Source organism: Pseudomonas sp. B21-040 (assembly GCF_024748695.1).
Taxonomy (GTDB): domain Bacteria; phylum Pseudomonadota; class Gammaproteobacteria; order Pseudomonadales; family Pseudomonadaceae; genus Aquipseudomonas.
Genome location: NZ_CP087176.1, coordinates 906144 through 931915 on the forward strand (window position 1 = coordinate 906144; position 25772 = coordinate 931915).

General features: G+C 57.4%; 21 protein-coding genes. 10 read left to right on the forward strand and 11 right to left on the reverse strand.

Features of this window, described 5'->3' with window-relative positions:
• Nucleotides 1–5: 5 nt before the first annotated feature.
• Nucleotides 6–722 (reverse strand): ABC transporter permease, encoded by a 717-nt coding sequence (locus LOY55_RS04000; protein WP_109787641.1) that lies wholly within the window; start codon nucleotides 720–722, stop codon nucleotides 6–8.
• Between the two features lie 490 nt (nucleotides 723–1212).
• On the opposite strand from LOY55_RS04000, the gene LOY55_RS04005 reads away from it, so the two are divergent.
• From LOY55_RS04005 to LOY55_RS04025, 5 genes are all read left to right on the forward strand, one after another.
• A complete protein-coding gene (locus LOY55_RS04005) occupies nucleotides 1213–2796 on the forward strand; it encodes a peptide chain release factor 3 (protein ID WP_046031953.1) in 1584 nt (527 codons plus the stop codon).
• Between the two features lie 407 nt (nucleotides 2797–3203).
• The gene (locus LOY55_RS04010; protein ID WP_258667719.1) at nucleotides 3204–4595 is read left to right on the forward strand and encodes a DUF6002 family protein; all 1392 of its coding nucleotides are present in this window, start codon (nucleotides 3204–3206) and stop codon (nucleotides 4593–4595) included.
• A gap of 220 nt (nucleotides 4596–4815) precedes the next feature.
• Nucleotides 4816–5637 (forward strand): hypothetical protein, encoded by an 822-nt coding sequence (locus tag LOY55_RS04015; protein WP_258667721.1) that lies wholly within the window; start codon nucleotides 4816–4818, stop codon nucleotides 5635–5637.
• Entirely contained in the window at nucleotides 5630–6862 is a 1233-nt protein-coding gene (locus tag LOY55_RS04020; RefSeq protein ID WP_109787643.1) for an MFS transporter, read from the forward strand. The genes LOY55_RS04015 and LOY55_RS04020 overlap by 8 nt, the downstream gene beginning before the upstream one ends.
• 150 nt (nucleotides 6863–7012) lie before the next feature.
• Nucleotides 7013–7267 carry a hypothetical protein gene (locus LOY55_RS04025; RefSeq protein ID WP_077430885.1) on the forward strand — a complete coding sequence of 85 codons (255 nt, stop codon included), beginning with the start codon at nucleotides 7013–7015 and terminating at the stop codon, nucleotides 7265–7267.
• A gap of 131 nt (nucleotides 7268–7398) precedes the next feature.
• Here LOY55_RS04025 and LOY55_RS04030 read toward each other — a convergent pair whose 3' ends face one another.
• The 8 genes from LOY55_RS04030 to LOY55_RS04065 all read right to left on the reverse strand — a co-directional run bounded on the left by LOY55_RS04030 (nucleotide 7399) and on the right by LOY55_RS04065 (nucleotide 18167).
• Nucleotides 7399–8379, reverse strand: coding sequence for a peptide ABC transporter ATP-binding protein (locus LOY55_RS04030; RefSeq protein ID WP_077430884.1), 981 nt, complete (start codon nucleotides 8377–8379; stop codon nucleotides 7399–7401).
• A complete protein-coding gene (locus LOY55_RS04035; protein WP_027924492.1) occupies nucleotides 8379–9347 on the reverse strand; it encodes an ABC transporter ATP-binding protein in 969 nt (322 codons plus the stop codon). Before LOY55_RS04035 ends, LOY55_RS04030 begins: the two co-directional genes overlap by 1 nt.
• A gap of 10 nt (nucleotides 9348–9357) precedes the next feature.
• On the reverse strand, nucleotides 9358–10287 hold the full coding sequence (locus tag LOY55_RS04040; protein ID WP_408980958.1) for an ABC transporter permease subunit: 930 nt from the start codon (nucleotides 10285–10287) through the stop codon (nucleotides 9358–9360).
• A gap of 4 nt (nucleotides 10288–10291) precedes the next feature.
• A complete protein-coding gene (locus LOY55_RS04045; RefSeq protein ID WP_258667725.1) occupies nucleotides 10292–11302 on the reverse strand; it encodes an ABC transporter permease subunit in 1011 nt (336 codons plus the stop codon).
• A gap of 74 nt (nucleotides 11303–11376) precedes the next feature.
• The gene (locus LOY55_RS04050; RefSeq protein ID WP_109787847.1) at nucleotides 11377–12972 is read right to left on the reverse strand and encodes an ABC transporter substrate-binding protein; all 1596 of its coding nucleotides are present in this window, start codon (nucleotides 12970–12972) and stop codon (nucleotides 11377–11379) included.
• Nucleotides 12973–13050: 78 nt separating this feature from the next.
• A complete protein-coding gene (locus LOY55_RS04055; protein WP_046026858.1) occupies nucleotides 13051–14463 on the reverse strand; it encodes an OprD family porin in 1413 nt (470 codons plus the stop codon).
• Nucleotides 14464–14633: 170 nt separating this feature from the next.
• Complete coding sequence (locus LOY55_RS04060) at nucleotides 14634–16235, reverse strand: ABC transporter substrate-binding protein (RefSeq protein ID WP_077430882.1); 1602 nt, start codon at nucleotides 16233–16235, stop codon at nucleotides 14634–14636.
• A 306-nt stretch (nucleotides 16236–16541) separates the two neighbouring features.
• Nucleotides 16542–18167 (reverse strand): ABC transporter substrate-binding protein, encoded by a 1626-nt coding sequence (locus tag LOY55_RS04065; RefSeq protein WP_046026856.1) that lies wholly within the window; start codon nucleotides 18165–18167, stop codon nucleotides 16542–16544.
• 1369 nt (nucleotides 18168–19536) lie between these two features.
• On the opposite strand from LOY55_RS04065, the gene LOY55_RS04070 reads away from it, so the two are divergent.
• Nucleotides 19537–19896, forward strand: a complete 360-nt coding sequence (locus LOY55_RS04070; protein ID WP_258667726.1) for a DUF6124 family protein — start codon at nucleotides 19537–19539, stop codon at nucleotides 19894–19896.
• Nucleotides 19897–20004: 108 nt separating this feature from the next.
• Here the strand turns inward: LOY55_RS04070 and LOY55_RS04075 are convergent, their stop codons facing one another.
• Nucleotides 20005–20190, reverse strand: a complete 186-nt coding sequence (locus LOY55_RS04075; RefSeq protein ID WP_223523997.1) for a hypothetical protein — start codon at nucleotides 20188–20190, stop codon at nucleotides 20005–20007.
• 375 nt (nucleotides 20191–20565) lie between these two features.
• Here LOY55_RS04075 and LOY55_RS04080 point away from each other — a divergent pair, with 375 nt between their 5' ends.
• Complete coding sequence (locus LOY55_RS04080) at nucleotides 20566–20934, forward strand: DUF6124 family protein (RefSeq protein WP_077430879.1); 369 nt, start codon at nucleotides 20566–20568, stop codon at nucleotides 20932–20934.
• Between the two features lie 107 nt (nucleotides 20935–21041).
• Here the strand turns inward: LOY55_RS04080 and LOY55_RS04085 are convergent, their stop codons facing one another.
• Nucleotides 21042–21758, reverse strand: coding sequence for an SIMPL domain-containing protein (locus tag LOY55_RS04085; RefSeq protein ID WP_109787849.1), 717 nt, complete (start codon nucleotides 21756–21758; stop codon nucleotides 21042–21044).
• 242 nt (nucleotides 21759–22000) lie between these two features.
• On the opposite strand from LOY55_RS04085, the gene LOY55_RS04090 reads away from it, so the two are divergent.
• From LOY55_RS04090 to LOY55_RS04100, 3 genes are all read left to right on the forward strand, one after another.
• Nucleotides 22001–23263, forward strand: coding sequence for an ATP-binding protein (locus LOY55_RS04090; RefSeq protein WP_046026853.1), 1263 nt, complete (start codon nucleotides 22001–22003; stop codon nucleotides 23261–23263).
• Entirely contained in the window at nucleotides 23256–23816 is a 561-nt protein-coding gene (locus LOY55_RS04095; RefSeq protein WP_046026852.1) for a response regulator transcription factor, read from the forward strand. The genes LOY55_RS04090 and LOY55_RS04095 overlap by 8 nt, the downstream gene beginning before the upstream one ends.
• A gap of 98 nt (nucleotides 23817–23914) precedes the next feature.
• Complete coding sequence (locus LOY55_RS04100; RefSeq protein WP_109787851.1) at nucleotides 23915–25642, forward strand: ABC transporter ATP-binding protein/permease; 1728 nt, start codon at nucleotides 23915–23917, stop codon at nucleotides 25640–25642.
• The last annotated feature ends 130 nt before the right edge of the window (nucleotides 25643–25772 follow it).

The window sequence follows — 25772 nt, forward strand, 5'->3', positions numbered from 1 at the left end:
GAGGCTTAAGACGGGCGCAAGCCGCGTTCGAGCCAGAGGCGGCTGGCGAGTGTCACCAGGCCGTCGAGCAGCAAGGCCAGCAGGGCGGTACAAGCCGCGCCGAGCAGCAATTGCGGCTGATTGTTCAGGGCGATGCCGGGAAAAATCAGGCTGCCCAGGCTGTTGGCGCCGATCAGGAACGCCAGCGGGGCCGTCCCGACGTTGATCGCCAGCGCCACGCGCACACCACCGATGATGATCGGCACGGCGTTCGGCAATTCGACCTGCCACAACACTTGGGCCGGGGTCATGCCGATGCCGACGGCCGCTTCCTTGAGGGAGCCCTGGACGTTTTTCAGGCCTTCATAGGTATTGCGCACGATGGGCAACAGTGAGGCGAGGAACAGGGCGAAGATCGCGGGGCCGCTGCCGATGCCGAGGATCCCCAGGGCGATGGCCAGTACGGCGAGAGGCGGCACGGTGTTGCCGATATTGAAGAGCTGCATGAAGCGTTCAGCACGGCCAACCATGGTCGGGCGGCTGAGAAAGATGCCGGCGGGGATGCCCACAACGAGGGCGGCCAGCATGGAGGCGAGGACGAGAACCAGATGAGCTTGCAGGTAAAACAACAAATCGTCGCGGTAATGTTCGATCGTGTTGATGCCGATCCAGTGGATCAGCAGGGCCAGAAGGGCGAATACCAGCGCGCCTCCTATCAGCCCTTTGCCATAGTGGATAGCCACAGGCGGACTCCTTTTTTCTTTGTCGGCGAGCGCAGTCCCGAGTGGCAATCCCATTCCTGGCTGCCGGGATTATCAACGTTCGCGAGAAGCAGCTCTTCATGCTGATGAAACCGCATGAGATCGAGCCATAAGCGCAGCCTCGTCAGGCTAACTGGCTGAATTTTCAGCCCCTGGTACGAGTGCCGTAACAGGGGAGTGGACGTCTGCACCTTTTAAAAGGTTCCATAATTAACAGCATTTAGCCACCCCGCATCTCGTTTTGCCCCTGTAGCAGCTGCCGAGCCGGCGAGGCTGCGTTCGGCGACGAAGTCGTCGTCAAGGCATCCATCGCTATCTGCCCGAGGCACCGCGGCGCCTGGTTTTACGACGGCTTCGCCGCCGGACGCAGCCTCGCAGGCTCGGCAGCTGCTACAGGCGAACGGTGGTTCGTAGGTCATGTTTTGAGCTATACTCGCCGCCCTTTTTTGAATCACCTGCCAGGCGATTTCCCATGACCAAACAGGCCGCCGAAGTCGCGAAACGCCGCACTTTCGCCATTATTTCCCACCCCGATGCCGGTAAAACCACCATCACCGAGAAGCTCTTGCTGATGGGCAAGGCGATTGCGATTGCGGGCACGGTGAAATCTCGAAAATCCGACCGCCATGCCACCTCCGACTGGATGGAAATGGAAAAGCAGCGTGGTATCTCGATTACCACGTCGGTCATGCAGTTCCCGTATCGCGACCATATGGTCAACCTGCTCGACACCCCGGGCCACGAAGACTTCTCCGAAGACACCTACCGCACCCTGACCGCGGTGGACTCGGCCTTGATGGTCCTCGACGGCGGTAAGGGTGTAGAGCCACGGACCATCGCGCTGATGGACGTTTGCCGTCTGCGTGACACGCCGATTGTCAGCTTCATCAACAAACTCGACCGTGACATCCGCGACCCGATCGAACTGCTCGACGAAATCGAAGCGGTCCTCAAGATCAAGGCCGCGCCGATCACCTGGCCGATCGGTTGCTACCGTGATTTCAAAGGCGTGTACCACCTCGCCGATGACTACATCATTGTGTACACCGCTGGCCACGGCCACGAGCGCACCGAAACCAAGATCATCGAGAAACTCGACTCCGACGAAGCCCGCGCCCATTTGGGTGACGAGTACGACCGCTTTGTCGAGCAGCTTGAGCTGGTGCAGGGCGCCTGCCACGAGTTCAACCAGCAGGAGTTCCTCGACGGCCAACTGACGCCGGTGTTCTTCGGTACTGCACTGGGTAACTTTGGTGTCGACCATGTGCTCGACGCCGTTGTGGACTGGGCGCCGAAGCCATTGGCCCGTGTGGCCAACGAGCGCACCGTCGAGCCGGTGGAAGAGAAGTTCTCGGGCTTCATCTTCAAGATCCAGGCGAACATGGACCCGAAACACCGCGACCGTATTGCCTTTATGCGTATCTGCTCCGGCAAGTACGAAAAAGGCATGAAGATGCGCCACGTGCGCACCGGCAAGGACGTGCGGATCGGCGATGCGCTGACCTTCTTCTCCTCCGAGCGTGAGCAACTGGAAGAAGCCTTCGCCGGCGACATCATCGGTTTGCACAACCACGGCACCATCCAGATCGGCGACACCTTCACCGAAGGCGAAGTCCTGGGCTTCACCGGTATCCCGCACTTCGCTCCGGAACTGTTCCGTCGCGTGCGTCTGCGTGATCCGCTGAAATCCAAGCAACTGCGTCAGGGTTTGCAGCAACTGGCCGAAGAAGGCGCGACCCAGGTGTTCTTCCCCGAGCGCAGCAACGACATCATCCTCGGCGCCGTCGGTGTGCTGCAGTTCGATGTGGTCGCCAGCCGCTTGAAAGAGGAATACAAGGTTGAGTGCTCCTACGAGCCGATCACCGTTTATTCCGCGCGCTGGATCGATTGCAGCGACAAGAAGAAGCTTGAGGAATTCTCCAACAAGGCCGTGGAAAACCTCGCGGTCGATGGCGGCGGTCACTTGACCTACCTGGCCCCGACCCGAGTCAACCTGGCACTGATGGAAGAGCGCTGGCCGGACGTGAAATTCCGTGCGACGCGTGAACATCACTAAGCGCTGAACAGTAAGACCCAAGCCCCGTTGCGCAAGCACCGGGGTTTTTTTATGACTGACGTTTTCCTGTAAAAGGGGGAAATTCATCTCGGGTGATCTAATGTTCCTTGATGGAAAACGATCCGCCATTGTTCGTCTTGCTTGCACAAAATCGAACTTCGCAGGCTGTTGGAGGGTGAGCACAAACCGATGATTATGTTGTGATAGCGGTTAAACAGAGACATGACTGATAGGTCGAGTCGATCAGGATGAAAGATGCTTCTGTAGGGTTTTTTTCCGATTTTTGTAGCTCGGCTCCGGTTTCAAGTTCTCTTGGCTTTTTTCACGGGACACGGCACTCGTTGAGGTCTAGCGTTCGTTGGGTATTTCGCAAGTAGCGATTTTCCACGTGCAGGAGCGCAAGACAAATGGACCTGATGAAAACCGACTCAAGTGCAACGGCGACACAAGGACCTAAGCCCCCGGTTTCTGTTCTCGAGCGTTATTACGAGCTTATCGTCAAAGGTGCTTCCGATTTCGAAGTCAGCAGCAGCGACGGTTCTTTCGAGCCTTCAATGAGGTTGCCTGCACTGGACTCCCGTATGCAGGATTTTCTTTCTGTTGCCACTGCACAGTTTTTTGAGTTAGGTCACTATCGAGGTGTACCGCTACGCCTGTTCGACCTGCGGCAAAACGCAAACACGCAAACAACGAAGACCTTTGCCTCCACGCTGATCGTTGCACGTGCTATCCGGCATATTCAGGAAACTGGCGAAAGCATTTTGTTGTTTTCCCCTTCTTCCGGTAACAAGGCTATTGCATTGCGTGATGCGGTTCTACGTGCGTTGAAAGCCAAACTTGTTCATCCCGAGCAATTACGTATTGTCACGCTGACACCTGCGCAAACTACCGATAAATTGCGTAGAACCGAACTCTACGATGACCCTCGGTTGCGTGCCCTGAACCCGATATTTGTCCTTGATGGCGACTCGCCGGAGGCTGTGAAGGTTATTGGTCAGCGGTTCAAAGAACTGTTCAGTCGTGAACCATTTGGTGATTCGAAGTTGTGGCATTCCCTGCGACTGGAGAATTATCGATTCTCTGACCAAGCCCGAGCTTTTTTTGATTTCGAGTATGGTGATGCTTGGGATACCGATCGAAAAACAGTGCATGTGCACGCGGTATCGAGCGCCTATGGGCTTCTTGGATATTGCTCTGGCGTAGAGGCGTTGAAACGCCTAGGAAAACAGGTTTCTACACCTTCGTTTCTTTTGGTTCAACACTTGGCTACCAGTGACATGGTTCTGCATTTGCTCGATGGAAATTTCGAGGGCACTTCTACTCCACTCTATACACAGGCAGACGACGGTCTGTGGGTGCAATCGGCGTCTGCACATTTTCCTGCTACGACTTGGAGTCCCGACGAGACTCTCGAATCCACTTTTTACTCGCACTTGCCGCCTACCGCTGTGGAAATGACTGGGCATGTTCGGGCCAATGGAGGCTCTGGAATTGTCGTTTCGCTGTATGAATGTATGCAACGCTACAGTGAATGCGTTCAGATGCTCGCCAATACCTCAGTGAGGTTGCCCAGCGACCCTCGCGATCTGAAGGAGTGGTCATTGGTGATGGCGATGACCGGTTGCTTGAATGCGATTGATAGACAGCTATTGGAGGAGGTGGACGGTTGCACCATTCATGGATCAGGCACCTATAGTCTTGGGGACTATGAGGTTGTGCCGTTTGATGGGCTTTCATTCATTGCAACTGCTGATGAGATGATTGAGACCCTTCGTAACCGAAATAATGCTGAACGCTGATTTTCGGATGAGTCGGAAAACAGTCTGTCACTTTCGTATTTACAGTGGGGCCTCCCGAGCCGGAACTCTGGCTCGTCTTACGTATCTCGGGGTGAATGAGGGACTGCGGTACATCGCTCCTTTTGTAGCTCAATGCTTTTTCGAGAGTTCGTGTATAGACCAAGAAGGGACTTTGGAGTGGGAGCAACTGGATGACTTTATAAAACGAAATAAAGCCGACATGAGTTTGCTGATGACCTCATCGGATGTTATCCAGCAATACCAAAAACCAAGTGATGTTGTCGGGCTCAGTAGGATTCATCAAAAAGTTGATGTTTCTGCTGGTTGGGAGCACGTGCTGGGGCAACTATCTAATCGTGAAAGCAAACGCCGGGCTCAATCGATAAAACGTGGCTTTCAGTACGATGTGTCAATTGAAGATGAGGATTTTTTCTCCTTTTACCGCACCATGCATGTTCCGACGATGAACGCGCGTTACGGTGATTTTGCGCGAAGCGTGGAAGAGCAGGACGCTTTTTTGAATTTGTTCAAACGAGGCGTTTTGTTTCGAGTCCAGATGCATGCTGAGTGGGTTGCGGGAAGTGTTTCTCTGATTGACTGGTCTACGCGTACCTTGAATGCACGTTTGATCGGGATGAAGGGTGGGAGTGCAGTTTATCGTGCAAACGGTGCGCAGAATTTTGTTTATCACTCGATCCTTGAATGGGCCTCCAATCAATCATCCATCGACTGGGTCGATTTTCAAGGTTGTGAGCCATTTTTAAGCAAAGGAACATTCCAATACAAAAAGCGCTTTGGGGCTCAAGCTGTTGTTCCGGAAAACGGCTTCGGACAGTGGAGGATCTTGATTCGAATGCCGACGCTTTGTGCTGCGGTGCGAAAATTTCTGATTAACAACCCTCTAATAGGTCTGGATGCTGATGGCCGGCTACAGGCGCAGTATTTTTTCGATTCGGATCACGAGATTCGCTCAGACATTCCTTACGCCTCAAAAGGTATTTACAGCCAAGTGAACCGCAATCTGGACCAGTGGAATGGTTAGCCGACTTGCTCACCTTATTCGGTTGGATGGCTACTTCTGCTCTATGGCCTGGCTGCTTGCTGCGTTGATTTTCATCAGTCGGTTGAGCGCCATGGCCAAGTTGTTCATGGCGTTGTACCTGCGTCAGGCACTGGGGTTGCCGTTTGAAACGGTTGGATGGCTGTTGTCCGGTTACGGTGCAGGATTACTGATTGGGTCAATGGGCGGTGGAGTGCTGAGTGATCATTTCTCCACGGCGCGGCTTACTGCATTGTTGATGTTCGCCTCGGTGTGGATTTTGGTGCTATTGGGGCTGGTCACCGACGTGCCCTGGCTGGCTGGATTGCTGCTGTTCAGCGGTGTTCTCGATGGTGCAATTCGTACGCTTCATCAGCGTTTGATCCTGGAGTATTGCCATGTTGAGCGGCGTGTTCGTGCGCAATCATTGAGTCGAGTTGCCATCAATCTGGGTATGGCTATAGCTGGGGTGGTGGGTGGCGTTCTGGCACAGGCTGATTTTCGGTGGGTGTTTTTTGTCAGCGCGGCTATGACGTTATTGGCCTTGGTCTGGTTTGTCCGGTCGACTATTCATCGAGATGTTCTGATGTCGGATGAGTTCTATGCCGCAGCATTGGACGCCAGGTCCCCATTCCAGAACAAACCGTTCTTATGGTTACTAGCGGCTTCAGGTTTGCTCGGCCTTGCTTTCGAACCGGTCTACAGCATGTTGGGCAACTATTTGCTCGATTACTATCGACTGCGAGCTGAGGGTGTCGGATGGCAATTTGCGCTCAATGCATTGCTCGTGGTTTTGCTGCAAATTCCGTTATCCCATTGGAGTGAGTCATGGGGGGCGCGGCGGCAACTGTTGGCGGGCGCCTTTTTGCTCGCTTTCGGGCTTGGAGTTCTGCCGTTGGGGAGCGGGATGCTATTTGTCTGCCTATCGACCGTTGTCTGGACTGTAGGCGAAATTCTGTTTATGCCGACCTTGAACGTCCTGGTCATGCAACGTGCGCAAGTCGGTAGAAGTGGGCTTTATTTTGGCCTTTTCTCTATGTGTTGGGGGATGAGTGCGCTTCTTTCGCCGACCCTTGGCGGCCAGCTATATGGTCACTTTGGCGGGCATAGTGTCTGGATCGCAAGTGCGGTGTTGGCGATGTGTTCTATGCCGCTCATATACCAAGCGACACGTCCCTGTATGCATCCAGTGATCAAATCCTCGCTAAAGAGCGAGACGGCCACTTAAGGAGTTTGGAAATAACCATTATTCAAAACCATTCTGTCGATCCACGGCATTTCCACCCCTCCGTTAGCGTCCTATCTGGAGAACCACGCGGATCGGAACTAGATTTCACTCAGCGCCAGATAGGCACTCTACGAAAGGATGGAATCGACTATGAACAGATTGCTACGTGTTTTATTGCTGTTGAAAGTGATGGTGATGCTGTCACTCGGCACTTCGATGGCGTGGGCCGAGTGCACGCAACATGATGAGCAGGCTTCGAGCGGGCAGGGAGGATACAGTGGCTTGATGCTCGCCAAATCCGAATCCGAGCCAGGCGATCAGGGGCAGGGTGGTGCGGATAACGACGATGACTCGACGACTGACGAGCCGGATTCCGATGATGACGAAGGCGACAGCCAGTCGTAACGCCCGGAAAAAAGAAAACCCCTGCTCCCGTGCTGATGCGCAGTGGTGGGAGAAGGGGTTTCTGGTTAACGCTTCTTGATGACGTGTGCGATTCAATCGCTGTGGGAGTGAGCTGGCTCACTCCCACATTTTTATGCCGCGCCGTCGAGGAATTGCTCGGCGTAGTGGCAAGCCACCTGGCGGTTATCGAGAGGGCGCAGGGCTGGCTCTTCGGTGCTGCAGCGCTCGGTGGCATACGGGCAGCGCTTGTGGAAGGCGCAGCCGGACGGTGGGTTCAGCGGGTTGGGCAACTCGCCGACGATTTTGATTTTCGGCTTGTTCGGGTCCGGGTGAATGGTCGGTGTGGCCGACAGCAGCGCCTGGGTGTACGGGTGCAGCGGACGCTCGTAGATGTCGTTCTTCGGACCCATTTCTACCGGGCGACCGAGGTACATCACCATCACGTCATCAGCCACGTGTTGCACCACCGCCAGGTTGTGCGAGATGAACACGTAGGCGGTGTTGAACTCTTGCTGCAAATCCATGAACAGGTTCAGCACCTGCGCCTGGATCGACACGTCCAATGCCGAGGTCGGCTCATCCGCCACCAGCACTTTAGGCTGCAACATCATCGCGCGGGCCAGGGCAATCCGCTGGCGCTGACCGCCGGAGAACATGTGCGGATAACGCTGGTAGTGCTCGGGACGCAAGCCCACCTGCTTCATCATCGCCTGGACTTTTTCGCGACGTTCGGACGCACTCAGGTTAGTGTTGATCAGCAGCGGTTCACCGAGCTGATCACCGACTTTTTGCCGTGGGTTCAGCGACGCGTACGGGCTCTGGAACACCATCTGCACGTCTTTGCGCAGTTGCTTGCGCTGGGCCTTGTCGGCACCGGTGACTTCCTGGCCGGCGATTTTCAAGGAGCCGGAGGACGGCTCTTCGATCAGGGTCAACGCCCGGGCCAGGGTGGATTTGCCGCAGCCTGATTCACCGACGACGGCAAGGGTTTTGCCGGCATGCAGTTCAAACGACACGCCGTTGAGGGCGCGCACGGTCGCATGGCCCTTGAACAGGCCGCGGGACACTTCGTAGTGACGGGTCAGGTCGCGGGCGGTAAGTACGACGGCCATTACGCCACCTCCTGGTTCAGCGGGTAGAAGCAGCGGGCGAGGCTGTGGCTTTTCGGGTCCAGGGCCGGGCGCGTGGCGCGGCAGCTGTCTTGCACATACGGGCAACGCGGCGACAGCAGGCAGCCTTGCGGACGGTCGTAGCGACCGGGAACGATGCCCGGCAGGGTCGACAGGCGTGTGGCACCGAGGCTGTGTTCCGGAATCGCCTTGAGCAGCGCTTCGCTGTAAGGGTGCGCCGGAATGTCGAACAGCTGGGGCACCTGACCGACTTCAACCGCTTGACCGGCGTACATCACGCACACGCGCTGGGCGGTTTCGGCCACGACCGCGAGGTCGTGGGTGATCAGCACCAGGCCCATGTTCTGCTCTTTCTGCAACGCCAGCAGCAGGTCCATGATCTGCGCCTGAATCGTTACGTCCAGCGCGGTGGTCGGTTCGTCGGCGATCAGCAGTTTCGGTTCGCCGGCAATCGCCATGGCGATTGCCACACGCTGGCTCATACCGCCGGACAGTTGGTGCGGGTAGGCGTCCATACGGCTGGCGGCGCCGGGGATTTCCACTTTTTCCAGCAGCTCGATGGCACGCTTGCGCGCTTGCTTGCCGGACATTTTCAGGTGCAGGCGCAGCACTTCTTCGATCTGGAAACCGACGGTGTAGCTCGGGTTCAGCGCGGTCATCGGGTCCTGGAAGACCATGGCCAGGTCTTTGCCGACGATTTGCCGACGCTGACGGTTGCTGAGCTTGAGCATGTTCTTGCCGTCGAAGTTCAGGGCGTCGGCAGTGACGATCCCCGGGTGTTCGATCAGGCCCATCAGCGCCATCATGGTCACGGACTTACCCGAACCCGACTCGCCAACGATGGCCAGGACTTCGCCCTTCTCCACGGTAATGTCGAGCCCGTCGACCACCGGAACGGCGTTTTTGTCGCCAAAGCGAACGTTGAGATTCTTGATTTCTAACAGTGACATTTGAATCTCCTCAGGCGGCGTTCTTGAGTTTCGGGTCCAGCGCATCGCGCAGGCCGTCGCCCATCAAGTTGATTGCCAGCACGCTGAGCAAAATGGTCAGACCCGGCAGGCTGACCACCCACCAGGCGCGTTCGATGTAGTCGCGAGCCGAAGCCAGCATGGTGCCCCACTCAGGGGTTGGCGGTTGTACGCCAAGGCCGAGGAAGCCCAGTGCCGCGGCATCGAGAATCGCCGAGGAGAAGCTCAAGGTCGCCTGAACGATCAGCGGTGCCATGCAGTTCGGCAGCACGGTGATGAACATCAGGCGCGGCAACGTGGCACCGGCCAGGCGGGCGGCGGTCACGTAATCGCGGTTCAGTTCGCCCATCACCGCCGCGCGGGTCAGTCGAACATAGGACGGCAGGGACACCACGGCGATGGCGATCACGGTGTTGATCAGGCCAGGGCCGAGGATGGCGACAATCGCCACGGCCAGCAGCAGCGACGGCAGGGCCAGCATGATGTCCATCAGACGCATGATGGTCGGGCCCAACAGGCGCGGGAAGAAACCGGCGAACAGACCCAGCAGGATCCCCGGAATCAACGACATCACCACCGACGACAAGCCGATCATCAGCGACAGCCGCGAGCCCGTGATCAGGCGCGACAGCAGGTCGCGACCCAGTTCATCGGTGCCGAGCAGGAACTGGATCTGCCCACCTTCCAGCCAGGCTGGCGGGGTCAGCAGGAAATCGCGGTATTGCTCGCTCGGGTTATGCGGGGCAACCCATGGCGCGAAGATCGCGCAGAAAATCACCAGCAACATGAACATCAGGCCGGCAACGGCGCCTTTGTTTTTGGAGAACGCTTGCCAGAATTCTTTGTACGGGGACGGGTACAGCAGGCTTTGATCGACTGCTACCGCTTGATTTTGAGTTGAAGCTGGAGTGGTCATGGTCATGATCTCAGCGCTGGTGACGGATGCGTGGGTTGGCAAAGCCGTAGAGGATGTCCACTACGAAGTTGACCACAATCACCAGGCAGGCGATTAGCAGGATGCCGTTTTGCACAACGGGATAGTCCCGGGCGCCAATGGCTTCGATCAGCCATTTGCCGATGCCCGGCCACGAGAAGATGGTCTCGGTCAGGACCGCACCGGCCAGCAATGTGCCGACTTGCAGGCCGACCACGGTCAGTACCGGAATCAGTGCGTTACGCAAGCCGTGCACGAACACCACGCGAGAAGGCGACAGGCCTTTGGCGCGGGCGGTACGGATGTAGTCTTCACGCAGCACTTCGAGCATCGACGAACGGGTCATCCGCGCGATAACGGCCAGCGGGATAGTGCCCAGCACGATGGCCGGCAGGATCAGGTGATGCAGGGCATCGAGGAACGCACCGACGTCATCGGCCAGCAGCGTATCGATCAGCATGAAACCGGTGCGCGGCTCGATGTCGTAGAGCAGGTCGATCCGCCCCGATACCGGGGTCCAGCCCAGGCTCACCGAGAAGAACATGATCAGGATCAGGCCCCACCAGAAGATCGGCATCGAGTACCCCGCGAGGGAGACGCCCATCACCCCATGGTCGAACAGGGATCCTCGCTTAAGTGCCGCGATCACCCCGGCCAGGAGGCCCAGGATGCCGGCGAACAACAGGGCGGCCATGGACAGTTCCAGGGTCGCGGGGAATAGAGAGGTGAACTCGCTCCACACGCTTTCACGGGTACGCAGCGATTCGCCGAGGTCGCCGTGGGCCAGTTTGCCGATGTAGTCCAGGTACTGGGCATACAGCGGCTTGTTCAGACCAAGGCGTTCCATTGCCTGTGCGTGCATTTCGGGGTCGACGCGACGTTCGCCCATCATGACTTCCACCGGGTCGCCTGGAATCATGCGAATCAGCGCGAAAGTCAGCAAGGTGATGCCGAAAAACGTGGGGATCAATAACCCCAATCGGCGGGCAATAAAACTAAACATCTTGTGGTGTACCTCATCAGCCGGTTAGGCGTGCCTGGTGTCCCTGGAGTCAGGGACACCGGGAGTTTTCTTATTTACTTCACCTGGGTGGTGGCGAAGTTATTCGTGGTAAGCGGGCTAATGTGATAGCCCTCTACGTTGTTGCGCATTGCAGTAAACATACGGGTGTGCGCCATGCTGATCCATGGCTGGTCCTGATTGAAAACCTCCTGGGCTTGCTCGTAGAGCGCTGCACGTTCCGTCGGGTTCACTTTAGCTCGGGCTTCGTCGATCAGCGTCTGGAATTTCTCGTTGCACCAGCGCGCGTAGTTTTCGCCGTTCTTGGCTGCTTCGCAACTCAGCATAGGCGTCAGGAAGTTATCCGGGTCGCCGTTATCGCCCGCCCATCCGGCGGAAACCATGTCGTGCTCGCCGTTTTTCGCACGTTTGAGCATTTCGCCCCATTCCATGACGCGAATGTCGATCTTGATGCCGACCTTGGCCAGGTCAGCCTGCATCATCTGCGCGCCCAGCATCGGGTTCGGGTTGGTCGGCCCGCCGCCGTTACGGGTGAACAGTGTAAACGTTGTGCCTTCCGGTACGCCTGCTTCCTTGAGCAAGGCGCGGGCCTTGTCCAAGTCACGCGGCGGGTTGGTCAGCTTGTGGTTGTAGCCCAGCAGGGTGTCCGGGTACGGGTTGACCGCCACAGTCGCGTTGCCTTTGCCGAACAGCGCGTTGACATAGGCCGCCTTGTCGAACGCGATGTCGATGGCTTTACGCACGCGCACATCACTCATGTACTTGTGCGAGGTGTTCATCGCGATGTAGGAAACGGTCATCGCGTTCAGCTCATCAACCTTGAGGTTGGTGTCTTTCTTGATGCTCGGAATGTCATCCGGTTTCGGATACAGCGCGATCTGGCACTCGTTGGCCTTGAGTTTTTGCAGGCGCACGTTGTTGTCGGTCGCAATCGCCAGAATCAACGCGTCTGCCGGTGGCTTGCCACGGAAGTACTCCGGGTTGGCCTTGAAGCGAACTTGCGCGTCCTTGTTATAGCGCTGGAACACGAACGGGCCGGTGCCGACCGGTTTGTTGTTCAGGTCGCCGGCCTTGTTGGCCTTGAGCAACTGGTCAGCGTACTCGGCGGAGTAGATCGAGGAGAAGGCCATGGCAATGTCTGCCAGGAATGGCGCTTCGCGACGGGTCAGGGTGAACTTGACCGTGTTGTCGTCGACTTTTTCTACGCTTTTGAGCAGTTCTTTAAAGCCCATGCTTTCAAAGTACGGGAAGCCCACGCTCGACAGTTTGTGCCATGGGTGGTTTGGGTCCAGTTGACGCTGGAAGCTCCAGACTACGTCGTCGGCGTTCATGTCGCGGGTCGGCTTGAAGTAATCGGTGGTGTGAAATTTGACGCCTTTGCGCAGGTGGAACGTGTAGCTCAGACCGTCTTCACTGATGTCCCAGGAGTCGGCCAGCGCCGGAATCACCTCGGTGGTGCCGGGCTTGAAGTCCGCCAGGCGATTGAAGAGGGTTTCGGCCACTGCATCGGCGGTGACTGCAGTTGTGTACTGGACCATATCGAAGCCTTCCGGACTGGCTTCGGTGCAGACCACCAGGGGTTTGGCCGAGACACCAACAGCGACACTCAGCAACGCGGCAGCGATGGCCGCACGTAGGGGAAGCATTTTCATCAAGAACCCTCTGCAATCGGTTAAAGGACAAAACCCCAACGGCCGATTCGTCACTGAATCAGCCGGTGGGCAGGTGCATTACAGAATATTGAACGGAATAGTGGTCACGAGACGGAACTCGTTGATGCTGCCATCACCCTGGTTTTCACTGGCGCGGTGAGCGGTGTAGGTCGCGCGAACAGTGGTGGCCTTGAGCGGGCCGCTTTGAATGGCGTAGGTAGAACCGATGCCGTATTCGTAGTGGGTTTCGCCGTCCATGTTCTTCACGTCGTAGGCAGTACCGGTGTAGTGAGTACCGTCGATGCCCCAGCCGCGAGCCTGGTAGATGTTGAACTTCAGGCCTGGCACGCCGTATTCGGCCATGTTCAGACCGTAGGCAACCTGGAAGGATTTCTCGTTCGGGCCGTTGAAGTCCGACAGCAGGGAGTTGGCCAGGTAGATGCCGTTGGTTTCGTGCAGGTAGTCGAAGTACTCGTTACCGTTAATTTCCTGGTACGAGAAAGTCAGGGTGTGAGCCTGGTGAGTCAGGCCGAACGACAGGGAGCCGGCCTGGTTGTCGATTTCGCCCAGCAGCTTTTTACCTTCATCGACCGTCTTGTAGTAGTTCAGGCCGGTGGTCAGGCTCAGTACCGAGCTGTCACCCAATACGTGGCTGGCGCCGAAGTAGTACTGGTTCCACAAGTCTTCAGCCTGGGTGCCCCAGAAGCTGGTGGTCAGGCTGGCGAATGGCTGGTAAGTGATACCGCCGGTGTTCACGTGGTCGGCTTCGGCGCTGCTGGTACCGTATTCGGAGCGGAACTTGCGCAGGCTCTCTTCGGTACGCGGTGAGTTGCGGTCGAAGGTGCCCAGGTCGAAAGCCAGGTTGTTCAGCTCTTCGCTGTGGACTGCGACGCCCTGGAAGCTCGAAGGCAGCGCACGGTTACCGATCACATCAACTTGCGGGCTGCTGAAGTTCATGCGGCCGGCAGTCAGCGTGGTGTTGGAGACGCGCGCCTTGACGTTGGCCAGGCCCAGTTTGCTCCACTGGCCTTGAGCGTCGCCGCCCTCCTTGGTCAGGGTACGGTTGTTGCCAGCGCCTGGACGAGAAGTCGGTGCGCCACCGTTGTTGGAGGCCAGGTTCTCACGGTCGCGTTCAAGCGCGACAGCGTTGTAGGCCGCCACTTCAGTGCTGAAACCCACGGTCCCTTCAGTGAAGCCGGAGTTGTACTTGATGATGGTGCCTTGAACCCAGTTGATACGACGATCTGTCGGGGTGGCTACACCGTCTTTGCGGTAGGTGAACTTGCCGCCGCGATGCAGTTGTTCGTTGGCGTACCAGTTGCGCGTGGTGCCGCTGATGGATTGGCCTTCGACAAAGCCGGTTGCGTCGGCTTGTGCGCTTTTGGTGTTGACCGTCACCGGGGTGAATTCCTGGCTCTGGGTTTCTGCGTAAGCCGTGGCGGTTACGCTGCTGATGGCCAAGGCCAATAACGCGGTGCTGCTCAGTTTCATGGGTGAAGCTCCTTACTTTCTTTTTTTATACCGGTCTTTTTTGGTGGTCCGGCTATTTGGTTTAGAACTCATATAAGGCATCGCAAACGTTTGCTGTAGGCCGAATCGGCGAATTACGGCAATACGTTTGCATGAGGGCGCACTGCGCCCCCAGCGTTCTGGCTAATCGGTTATTGGTCGATACTGACGCCCGAGAACACGTTGCGGCCGAAGGGGCTGACTTTGAACCCTTCGACTTTGGCGCTTAACGGCTGGTTAACCGTCGAGTGGGCGACTGGCGTGATCGGCACCTGCTGTTTGAGGTACTGCTGCGCCTGTTTGTAGAGCACGGTGCGCTGGTCACGGTCGGTGACGACCTTGGCCTGCTTGATCAGCTTGTCGTAAGCCGGATCACACCACATGGAGTAGTTGTTGCCACCGATGGCGTCGCAGCTGTAAAGCGTGCCGAGCCAGTTGTCCGGGTCCCCATTGTCCCCGGTCCAGCCGATGAGGCTGATGTCGTGCTCGCCATTCTTGGTGCGCTTGATGTACTCGCCCCATTCATAGCTGACAATCTTCACGTTGAGACCGATTTTCGCCCAGTCAGCCTGGAGCATTTCGGCCATCAACTTGGCGTTCGGGTTGTAAGGGCGCTGAACGGGCATCGCCCACAGAGTGATTTCGGTGCCTTCTTTCACACCGGCAGCCTTGAGCAGTTCCTTGGCTTTTTCCGGGTTATAGGCGGCGTCCTTGATCGTCTCGTCGTAGGACCATTGCGTTGGTGGCATGGCGTTGACGGCCAGTTGACCGGCACCCTGATAGACGGCCTTGAGAATGCTTTGTTTGTTCACCGCCATGTCGAGCGCCTGGCGCACTTCGAGCTGGTCGAAAGGCTTGTGCCGAACGTTGTAGGCGATGTAGCCGAGGTTGAAGCCAGGCTTCTCGATCAGCTTGAGTTTTGTGTCGCTCTTCAGTGCCTCCACATCGGCAGGGCGCGGGTGCAGGGTGATCTGGCACTCGTTGGCCTTGAGTTTCTGCACGCGTACCGAGGCGTCGGTATTGATGGCGAAAATCAGGTTGTCGAGCTTGACCCGGCTGGGGTCCCAGTACTGCTTGTTGCCGGTGTAACGGATGTTGGAGTCTTTCTGATAGCTCTTGAATACGAACGGGCCAGTGCCGATCGGCTTCTGGTTGATATCGCTCGGCTTGCCTTCGGCCAGCAGTTTGTCGGCGTACTCGGCGGACAGGATGGCGGCGAAACTCATGGCGATGTTCTGGATGAACGCGGCGTCGACGCTGTTGAGCGTCATGACCACGGTCAAGGGCCCGGTCTTTTCGACCTTGGCGATGTTCTTGTTCAGGCTCATCCCGTTGAAATACGGGAACTCGGTCGGATAAGCCTTACGGAATGGTTGTTGTGGGTCGAGCATGCGATTAAACGTGAACAGCACGTCATCGGCGTTGAAATCACGGGTCGGCGTGAAGTATTGGGTGCCATGAAACTTCACCCCTTCGCGCAGGTGAAACGTGTACTTAAGGCCGTCCTCGGAAATATCCCAGCTCGTGGCCAGGCCCGGTACGACGTTGGTCGCGCCTTTTTCAAACTCTGCCAGTCGGTTGTACAGCGGCTCGGCGGCGTCGTTATCGGTCGCAGTGGTGTACTGCGCCGTGTCGAAACCGGCGGGGCTGCCTTCGGAGCAGAACACCAGGCTGTTATTGGCGGCCTGGCTCATGGAAGTGGCGGCCAACAGGCCGGTGCCCAGTAATGCGGATAAAACCAAGGTATGGCGCATGACGCTCCCTCTTGTATTGACGAGTGTTTTGACAATGAGCCGCCGTCCCGTCCTGGGACGTGGAGGATCACTGAATTCAAACCCTGCGGGCGGCAATAACCGAGAACCCACACATAAGCTGGTCAGAACCCGACGGTAGGGGCCGTGGGTCTGGCAGTAAATGCGTAGAGTCCTAAAGACTCGTAGGAAATGGCAACGCGTCCGACACCACTGCGGTAGTACGCGGCGGAATTGGATGTAAGAGTTTTCCTACTTTCTCGGCAGATAAAACAACGGCGACGTCAGAAACGTCGCCGTTGCAACACCTTATTTGCTGACGCTGACGCCGTAGAAGGAGTTCAAGCCAAACGGGCTGATCTTGAAATCCTGCACTTCGTTGCGCATAGGTTGGAACACCGTCGAGTGAGCGATAGGTGTCATTGGAACGGCGTCTTTGAGGACGTGTTGCGCTTGTTTGTACAGTTCGGTGCGCTTGGCCTGATCGGTCGTGCGCTTGGCTTCTTTTACGATGCCGTCGAACTTCTTGTCGCACCATTTGGAGAAGTTGTTGCCTTCCAGCGAATCACAGCCGAACAGCACGTTCAGCCAGTTGTCCGGATCACCATTGTCACCGCTCCAGCCAATCAGCATTGCCTGGTTCTCGCCACCTTTGGAGCGCTTGATGTACTCGCCCCACTCGTAGCTCTGGATCTTGACCTTGAGGCCGATCTTGGACCAGTCGGACTGCAGCATTTCTGCCATCAGCTTGGCGTTCGGGTTGTATGGACGCTGTACCGGCATCGCCCACAGGACGATTTCGGTGCCTTCCTTCACGCCGGCTTCCTTGAGCAGCTCTTTGGCTTTCTCAGGATCGTACTTGGCATCTTTGATGGTGGTGTCGTAGGACCACTGGGTCGGTGGCATGGCGTTGACGGCCAGTTGGCCGGCGCCCTGGTAAACGGAGTCGATGATCTGTTGCTTGTTGACTGCCATGTCCAGTGCCTGGCGCACTTTCAGTTCAGCCAGCGGGTTGGCGTCGGTTTGACCCTTGACCTTAGGCATCACGTTGTAGGCGATGTAGCCCAGGTTGAAACCGGCCTGATCAGGCACTTTCAGGGACTTGTCTTCTTTCAGCGCCTTCAGGTCGGCCGGACGTGGGAACAGAGTGATCTGGCACTCGCCCTTCTTCAGCTTCTGGATACGCACCGACGGGTCAGTGGTGATGGCGAAGATCAGGTTATCGATCTTCACGTCGTCCGGCTTCCAGTAGTCCTTGTTCCCGGTGTAGCGGATGTTGGAGTCTTTCTGGTAGCTCTTGAACACGAACGGACCAGTGCCGACCGGCTTCTGGTTGATGTCGGCGGCTTTGCCTTCTTTCAGCAGCTGGGCTGCGTACTCGGCGGACTGGAGCGAGGCGAAGCTCATGGCCATGTTCTGGATGAACGCGGCATCAACTTCCTTGAGGGTGAACTTGACGGTTTTGTCGTCGACTTTATCGATCTTGGTGATGTTGGTGTCCATCCCCATGTCGGTGAAGTACGGGAATTCGGTCGGGTACGCCTTACGGAACGGATCATCCTTGTTAATCATGCGATTAAAGGTGAACAGCACGTCGTCGGCGTTGAAATCACGAGTCGGCTTGAAGTACGGGGTGGTGTGGAACTTGACGCCGTCGCGCAGGTGGAAGGTGTACGTCAGGCCGTCCGGGGAAATATCCCAGCTGGTCGCCAGACCAGGAATGACAGCGGTGCCGCCACGTTCGAACTGGGTGAGGCGGTTGAACATGGTTTCTGCAGAGGCGTCGAAGTCGGTCCCGGTGGTGTATTGACCTGGGTCGAAACCGGCCGGGCTCCCTTCGGAGCAGAACACCAGGTTAGTCGCGGCTTGGGCGAAGGGTGCGGCAGCTAGCATGCTGGCGCCGACTAAAAACGGAATGACCGCGTGTTTAAGCATGGTGGCCTCATGATTGTGGCTTTTTTGGAATTATAGGACGACCTCGTGAGTCGACCCTGCGGATACTTATGCAGGGGCCATACCCAATGCAAGATCCTGATCGAGCATAGGCGTTAAACAGTGGCACGTACGTACCTTAATGTCGCATTTGTATAAATTCAGGTGCATTTGACCGTTTGCGGGTGATTTTTTCGGTGCAACCGGCGCACCGGGGCGGGGCGATCTCGGTGATTTGCGCACCCCGTTGGGGCGTGGTGTTACTTATTTATACCCACACGGTGGGGGCAGAATTCCCTAGATGGCTGATTTTCGGGGTGGGGGTTTTCTTACGTCGGGGGCGGGATGGTGTTGATTGCTTGGTGAGGTGTTAGGTATTTGTTGTTTAACGGGTTTGTTGGGGGTGTGGGGGCAGTTTGACCGGTCGCTGTTTTTGGGTGGACAGTTCTTGGGTCGTGGGCTGTCTGCTTGGCGGTGGCACTGGGTGCAACCGTTGGTTCTTTCGGTGGCGCCGCTTGGTCGTGGCGGCCTTTGGGCCGACCATGTTTTTGTGGGTTGTGTGTATATCCGTTGCTGCGGTAACGGCGGCTTAGGGTTTCGCCCTTACGGCGACTCACTTTTTTTTCAAACGCCAAAAAAAAGTAAGCAAAAAAAGGCTCGCCCCGAGCGTCCGGCCCCTCGCTGGGGCTCGGCGTTCCTTCGCTCCGGTATCCCTCCGGGGACACTGCCCTCCGGTCGGCTTCGCTTCGACCTACATGCAGCGTGTTCGACTGCGTCGAACGGCGCTGCGCGCCACTCCCCCGATGAACACCTCCACTCAGCCTCCCGAAGGGGCGGGTGGATCAAGATCAAGAGCTGCAGGCGAGCTAACGCTCGGCCTGATGAGTGGTGAGAAGCGGCCGGTGTACTCATTCCTGTAGGAGCATGGCTTGCCAGCGATGGCGGCCTGACAGCCGACCAATCTCTAACAGGTGTGCATCAATTGATCGTTCCCACGCTCCGCGTGGGAATGCCGCCGGGGACGCTCCGCGTTCCATTTTTGTGTGTTGAAAGATGTGTAAGAAACGCAGTGCTTTCCCACGTATTTTTCAGGTTGCCGGGTAGGAAGCCGTGTCTCTAACCTCTGGCTGTCGCTGCAAAATCAGCGACCGGGCGTGAGATCCCCGGCTATTAGTATTCATCTAGCGCCAATGCCACCATAATTGGCGCCAGCTTATCTGCTGCCTGTAAATGCGTTATGGCGGCTGTGTGCGGGCAGACTTCGGTCTGGCCGGGTGCCTACTACCGGTGATCTCACTCTGCACATAGCTGCCACCTCTTCGCCGCTTGAGATCCGGCGAAGGGATGGCTCCCGTTACCAGTAGGAGTTTCCATGGATAAGTCAGTCCCCGATCCACCCATCACTCCCGAAGCCGAAGACTTGCGCACCGAGTCGCTAATCAAAGACCGCGAAGCCATAAAACGCGCCCTCGACTACTACCTCGCCCCTCCATCCCAATACACCGAAAAAAACCGCCGCCCCAGCACGATGTACATGATCGCCCCGAACATGGACACCGAAAGTCTGCTGGCCCAAGCCTGCGAATCACTGGCCTCTGCCAGCGTCATGACCAGTGATTTCGCCACGAACCTGATCGGCCCGCAGCGCAGTACGGCGATGGCGATTCAGCAGATCATCATGCTGGCGGAGTTGGCGGTGAATCGGGCGTTGGATAACGTTGATCCGGCATAAAACGCGAGAGCCGTGGATCAGTCGGCACAACATCTGACTGGTTCGCGACGGGCAATAAAAAACGGCGATCACTACAGTGATCGCCGTTTATATGTACGAGCTATTAAATCAAGGCATCAACACTTCAATCGACCCATCCGCCGTCATGCTGACCTGGCTGGTGCCGGCTTCCACATCCGGGGTCACCGGCGCCGAATCCATTGCGGCAGCTTTCATCATCATCGGCCCGCGCATGTAGGGTTGTGGATAACCGTTGCTGTTCAGGTTCAGGTTAACGATTTTGATCGTTCCCACGCTCCGCGTGGGAATGCCGCCGGGGACGCTCCGCGTTCCATCTTTGTGTTGAATGATGTGTAAAAAACGCAGTGCTTTCCCACGCATTTTTCAGGTTGCCGGGTAGGAAGAGGGCCTTCTAATCTTTGGCTGTCGCTGCGATTTCAGCGACCGGGCGTGGAAACCTGGATCTCTTAGTAGCCGCATAGCTGGACCATCGTAATCGTTGCCGATGACTTCTTTCGTCTGCAAACTGCGTCATGGCGGCTGTGCGTGGGCAGACTTCGGTCTGGCCGGGTCCTACTAACCGGTATTTCCACCCTGCGTACAGCGGCCACCTATTTGTCGTGTGGAAATGGCAATGGATGGCTCCCATCAGTAAGTAGGAGTTTTCCCATGGATAAGTTAGTACCCGATCCACCCCTCGATACCACCGCACCCGATGCCGAGACTTTGCGCACCGAGTCGCTAATCAAAGACCGCGAAGCCATAAAACGCGCTCTCGACTACTACCTCGACCCTCCATCCCAATACACCGAAAAACCCCGCCGCCCCAGCACGATGTACATGATCGCCCCGAACATGGACACCGAAAGCCTGCTGGCACAAGCCTGTGAGTCACTGGCCTCTGCCAGCGTCATGACCAGTGATTTCGCCACGAACCTGATCGGCCCGCAGCGTAATACGGCAATGGCGATTCAGCAGATCATCATGCTGGCGGAGTTGGCGGTGAATCGGGCGTTGGATAACGTTGATCCGGCATAAAACGCGAGAGCCGTGGATCAGTCGGCACAACATCTGACTGGTTCGCGACGGGCAATAAAAAACGGCGATCACTGGGTGATCGCCGTTTATATGTACGAGCTATTAAATCAAGGCATCAACACTTCAATCGACCCATCCGCCGTCATGCTGACCTGGCTGGTGCCGGCTTCCACATCCGGGGTCACCGGCGCCGAATCCATTGCGGCAGCTTTCATCATCATCGGCCCGCGCATGTAGGGTTGTGGATAACCGTTGCTGTTCAGGTTCAGGTTAACGATTTTGTAGCTCTTGCCGCCCAGTGCATCGGTCGCCAGTTGCGCGCGGGCCTTGAAGGCCGTCACGGCATCTTTGAGCAGCGCGTCTTCACTGGCCTTGCGGGTTGGCGTGGCGATGGCGAAGTCCATGCCGCCCATTTTCAGGTCGGTCAGCAGTTCGCCGGTCAATTTCGACAGGGCGGCAAAGTCGGAGCTTTCCAGGCGCAGTTCGGCGCGTTCGCGCCAGCCGGTGATTTTCTGGCCCTTGGTGTCGTAGATCGGGTAGCTGTTGCGGCTGCCCTGGCGCAAGGTGATGTCTTTGACTTGTTTGGCCTGGGCCAGCGCTTTGTTCATGGTGGTGCTGACGTCGGCGGCGAGTTTGGCCGGGTCGGTGTTTTGTTCTTCGGTGTAGAGGGTCACGATCATCAGGTCGCGAGCCACTTCCTGGCTGACTTCAGCGCGCAGGGAGATCTGGTTGTAGTGCAGCTCGTCGGCGGCCAGGGTCGGGAGGCTGGCGAGGGTGCCAATGCTCAGGGCGAGAAGGGCGGCGCTGCGGCGAAATGTGTGCATGAAAACTCCTTGGGCGGTGCGCAGGCGTCAGGTCCAAGCCTGCGTGAAACCATCAGACTCTAGCTTTAATGATCCGGTTCGCCCAGTTACAACTTCTATACAGATCAACGCGATCGCCTGTAGCTGCTACAAGGGTTTGTGTTGGCCATTGCCATGTGGCGGTTTGCCGCACTTTTGCCTGCCAGCCCCCGCGCTTGGTTATACTCCGTGCGATCCGCCTGGAGCGCTCATCAGGAGAGCTCATGCTCGCCCCCGTTCAAATCACTTCTGCTACTCGCCAGAACCTCTGGCGGCTGACGTTCATCCGCACATTGGTGCTCGCCGCTCAGGCCGGTTCCGTGGGGTTGGCCTACTGGCTGGACCTGCTGCCGCTGCCGTGGGTGCAACTGGCAATGACCCTCGCCTGCTCGACGCTGCTGTGCGTATTCACGGCGGTTCGCCTGCGCACGTCGTGGCCGGTGACGGAGCTCGAATACGCGCTGCAGCTGGCCTGCGACCTGTTTATCCACAGCGCCCTGTTGTATTTCTCCGGTGGCTCGACCAACCCGTTCGTCTCTTATTACCTGGTGCCGCTGACCATTGCCGCTGTGACCTTGCCATGGCGTTATTCGGTGATCCTGTCCGGTATCGCCTTGACGATGTACACCTTGCTGCTGGCGCGTTTCTATCCGTTGCAAACCTTCCCGATTGCCCGGGAAAACCTGCAGGTCTACGGCATGTGGCTGAGTTTCGCGCTGGCCGCGGCGGTGATTACCTTTTTTGCTGCGCGCATGGCCGAAGAGTTGCGCCGTCAGGAAGAGCTGCGTGCCATTCGTCGCGAGGAAGGCCTGCGTGACCAGCAATTGCTGGCTGTTGCGACGCAAGCGGCTGGTGCGGCTCACGAATTGGGCACGCCGCTGGCGACCATGAGCGTGTTGCTCAAAGAGATGCAACAGGATCATCCAGACCCGATGTTGCAGGATGATCTGAAGGTGCTGCAGGATCAGGTCAAGGCCTGCAAAGAAACCTTGCAGCAACTGGTGCGTGCCGCCGAAGCCAATCGCCGCTTGGCGGTGGAGATGCAGGACGTCACCGACTGGCTCGATGAAGCGCTGAACCGCTGGCACCTGATGCGCCCGGAAGCCAGTTACCGGTTCCAGCGCCTGGGGCAGGGCACCGTGCCGCGCATGGCGCCGCCACCGGACTTGACCCAGGCGTTGCTGAATTTGCTGAACAACGCCGCCGATGCTTGCCCCGAAGGGCTGCAAGTGACGCTGGACTGGGATTTTGAAAACCTGACCATCAGCATTCGTGACCACGGCGCCGGTGTGCCGCTGGCCATCGCCGAGCAGATCGGCAAACCGTTTTTTACCACCAAGGGCAAAGGTTTCGGCCTGGGCCTGTTTTTGAGCAAGGCCAGCGTGACACGCGCCGGCGGCTCAGTGAAACTCTACAGTCATGAGGAAGGCGGCACGCTCACCGAGCTGCGCCTGCCCCGTGTCGCCCGAGGAGACGAACATGAGTGACGATATCCAAGTTGAAGGCGAAGAACTGCCGCATTTGCTGTTGGTCGACGACGATGCCACCTTCACCCGCGTGATGGCACGCGCCATGGCCCGCCGCGGTTTTCGCGTCAGCACTGCAGGCTCTGCCGAAGAAGGCCTGACCATCGCTCAGGCCGATCTGCCGGATTACGCCGCGCTGGACTTGAAAATGGACGGCGACTCGGGTTTGGTATTGCTGCCCAAACTGCTTGAACTGGACCCGGAAATGCGCGTGGTGATCCTCACCGGTTATTCGAGCATTGCCACCGCCGTCGAGGCGATCAAGCGCGGCGCCTGCAATTACCTGTGCAAACCGGCCGACGCCGACGACGTGCTGGCTGCGCTGCTTTCCGAGCACGCCGACCTCGATTCCCTGGTACCGGAAAACCCGATGTCGGTGGACCGTTTGCAGTGGGAACACATCCAGCGCGTGCTGACCGAGCACGAAGGCAATATCTCTGCCACCGCTCGCGCCTTGGGCATGCACCGCCGCACCTTGCAGCGCAAACTACAGAAGCGCCCCGTGCGTCGCTGAACGGACGCTGAACGATCATCGTCAGAGTCCTCGCGATAACCCGAGCCGATCTACTATGATCGGTTCGTGCGTGTTCTTTTCTCTATCGAGCCTTATTCATGAATCAGAACGCTGAATATTCCGCGGTCAACGATGCCGTGCGCGGGCAGTTTTTCCGCAAAGTCTGGGCGATTATCACGCCCTATTGGCAAAGTGAAGAGAAGGCCAAGGCCTGGACGCTGTTGATTGCAGTGATTGCGCTGTCGCTGATCAGCGTGGGAATCTCGGTGTGGTTCAACACCTGGTACAAGGACTTCTACAACGCCTTGCAAAAGAAAGATGAAGCCGCGTTCTGGCAGCTGATTCTGTATTTCTGCGTGATTGCCGCCGTGGCGATTGTCGGTGCGGTGTACCGGCTTTATCTGACACAGATGCTGACCATCCGCTGGCGAGCCTGGCTGACGGAGAAGCACTTTGCCCGTTGGCTCGGCAACAAAAACTACTACCAGCTGGAGCAGGGCGGTTACACCGATAACCCGGACCAGCGGATTTCCGAAGACCTTAACAACTTCACCTCCAACACCCTTGAGCTGGGTATCGGGCTGCTGCGCAATATCGTCAGCCTGGTGTCGTTCTCGATCATTCTGTGGGGCGTGTCGGGCAGTATTGAAGTCTTCGGTATCACTATTCCCGGCTACATGTTCTGGTGCGTACTGGTTTACGCAGTGGTAGGCAGCTGGTTGACGCATTTGATCGGTCGCCGCTTGATCGGTCTGAACAACCAACAACAACGCTTCGAAGCCGACCTGCGTTTCTCCATGGTACGGATTCGCGAGAATGCCGAAAGCATTGCGTTATATAACGGAGAGCCGAACGAAAATCGTCGGTTGAGCGGCCGCTTCGGAATGGTCTGGCATAATTTCTGGGACATCATGAAAGTGTCCAAACGCCTGACATTCTTTACCGCCGGTTACAGCCAGGCGGCCATCATTTTCCCGTTCATTGTTGCCTCGCCGCGTTACCTCTCCGGCAAGATCGAACTCGGTGAGCTGATGCAAATCAGCTCGGCATTCGGCAATGTGCAGGAAAGCTTCAGCTGGTTTATCAGTGCGTATCAGAACCTCGCCTCATGGCGTGCCACCTGTGACCGTCTGCTCAGCTTCCGTCAGGCCATGACCGACAATGAAGAGCGCCAGCAGGCCATCGACGTGCAGAATCAAGGCACGGAACTGAAGATCCACAACCTGGGCCTCGATCTGGCGGACGGTCGTCACTTGCTGACCAACGCCGATATGGCGGTGGAAGAGGGCGAGCGTGTCATGCTCAGCGGGCGTTCCGGCAGTGGCAAGTCGACCTTGTTGCGAGCCATGGGGCACTTGTGGCCGCGCGGCCACGGCAGCATTCGCCTGCCATCGGCGCGCTACCTGTTCCTGCCGCAAAAGCCTTATCTGCCGATTGGCAGCCTGCGCGAAGTGCTGAGTTATCCACAGCCTGGCGATACCTATACGCAAGAACGCTACGTTCACGTGCTGGAAACCTGCCGATTGCCGCATCTTGTTGGACGTCTGGATGAAGCCAACCACTGGCAGCGCATGCTCTCGCCGGGTGAACAGCAACGTTTGGCATTTGCCCGCGCGCTGCTGTACGCACCGCAATGGCTGTACATGGACGAAGCGACGTCGGCGATGGACGAAGAGGATGAGGCTTCGTTGTATCAAGCGCTGATCGATGAGTTGCCAGGGCTGAGCATTATCAGCGTCGGGCATCGCAGCAGCCTGAAGCGTTTCCATCCACGGCATGTTCGCATCGAGAACGGCCATTTGGTGGACCAGACCGTGACCGCCTGAACACCACAATGCCCGTAGGAGCAAGGCTTGCCCGCGATGAACGATAACGCAGTCGCTCGGATAGACCGAGTAATGGCCATCGCGGGCAAGCCTTGCTCCTACGGCGGGCGATATTCACCGACGGTGATCG

Excerpts from the sequence above, each read along its gene's own strand:
- LOY55_RS04005 (WP_046031953.1), top strand. The coding sequence starts at position 1,213 with ATGACCAAACAGGCCGCCGAAGTCGCGAAACGCCGCACTTTCGCCATT.
- LOY55_RS04010 (WP_258667719.1), top strand. The coding sequence starts at position 3,204 with ATGGACCTGATGAAAACCGACTCAAGTGCAACGGCGACACAAGGACCT.
- LOY55_RS04015 (WP_258667721.1), top strand. The coding sequence starts at position 4,816 with ATGAGTTTGCTGATGACCTCATCGGATGTTATCCAGCAATACCAAAAA.
- LOY55_RS04020 (WP_109787643.1), top strand. The coding sequence starts at position 5,630 with ATGGTTAGCCGACTTGCTCACCTTATTCGGTTGGATGGCTACTTCTGC.
- LOY55_RS04025 (WP_077430885.1), top strand. The coding sequence starts at position 7,013 with ATGAACAGATTGCTACGTGTTTTATTGCTGTTGAAAGTGATGGTGATG.
- LOY55_RS04030 (WP_077430884.1), bottom strand. The coding sequence starts at position 8,379 with ATGGCCGTCGTACTTACCGCCCGCGACCTGACCCGTCACTACGAAGTG.
- LOY55_RS04035 (WP_027924492.1), bottom strand. The coding sequence starts at position 9,347 with ATGTCACTGTTAGAAATCAAGAATCTCAACGTTCGCTTTGGCGACAAA.
- LOY55_RS04040 (WP_408980958.1), bottom strand. The coding sequence starts at position 10,287 with ATGACCATGACCACTCCAGCTTCAACTCAAAATCAAGCGGTAGCAGTC.
- LOY55_RS04045 (WP_258667725.1), bottom strand. The coding sequence starts at position 11,302 with ATGTTTAGTTTTATTGCCCGCCGATTGGGGTTATTGATCCCCACGTTT.
- LOY55_RS04050 (WP_109787847.1), bottom strand. The coding sequence starts at position 12,972 with ATGAAAATGCTTCCCCTACGTGCGGCCATCGCTGCCGCGTTGCTGAGT.
- LOY55_RS04055 (WP_046026858.1), bottom strand. The coding sequence starts at position 14,463 with ATGAAACTGAGCAGCACCGCGTTATTGGCCTTGGCCATCAGCAGCGTA.
- LOY55_RS04060 (WP_077430882.1), bottom strand. The coding sequence starts at position 16,235 with ATGCGCCATACCTTGGTTTTATCCGCATTACTGGGCACCGGCCTGTTG.
- LOY55_RS04065 (WP_046026856.1), bottom strand. The coding sequence starts at position 18,167 with ATGCTTAAACACGCGGTCATTCCGTTTTTAGTCGGCGCCAGCATGCTA.
- LOY55_RS04070 (WP_258667726.1), top strand. The coding sequence starts at position 19,537 with ATGGATAAGTCAGTCCCCGATCCACCCATCACTCCCGAAGCCGAAGAC.
- LOY55_RS04080 (WP_077430879.1), top strand. The coding sequence starts at position 20,566 with ATGGATAAGTTAGTACCCGATCCACCCCTCGATACCACCGCACCCGAT.
- LOY55_RS04085 (WP_109787849.1), bottom strand. The coding sequence starts at position 21,758 with ATGCACACATTTCGCCGCAGCGCCGCCCTTCTCGCCCTGAGCATTGGC.
- LOY55_RS04090 (WP_046026853.1), top strand. The coding sequence starts at position 22,001 with ATGCTCGCCCCCGTTCAAATCACTTCTGCTACTCGCCAGAACCTCTGG.
- LOY55_RS04095 (WP_046026852.1), top strand. The coding sequence starts at position 23,256 with ATGAGTGACGATATCCAAGTTGAAGGCGAAGAACTGCCGCATTTGCTG.
- LOY55_RS04100 (WP_109787851.1), top strand. The coding sequence starts at position 23,915 with ATGAATCAGAACGCTGAATATTCCGCGGTCAACGATGCCGTGCGCGGG.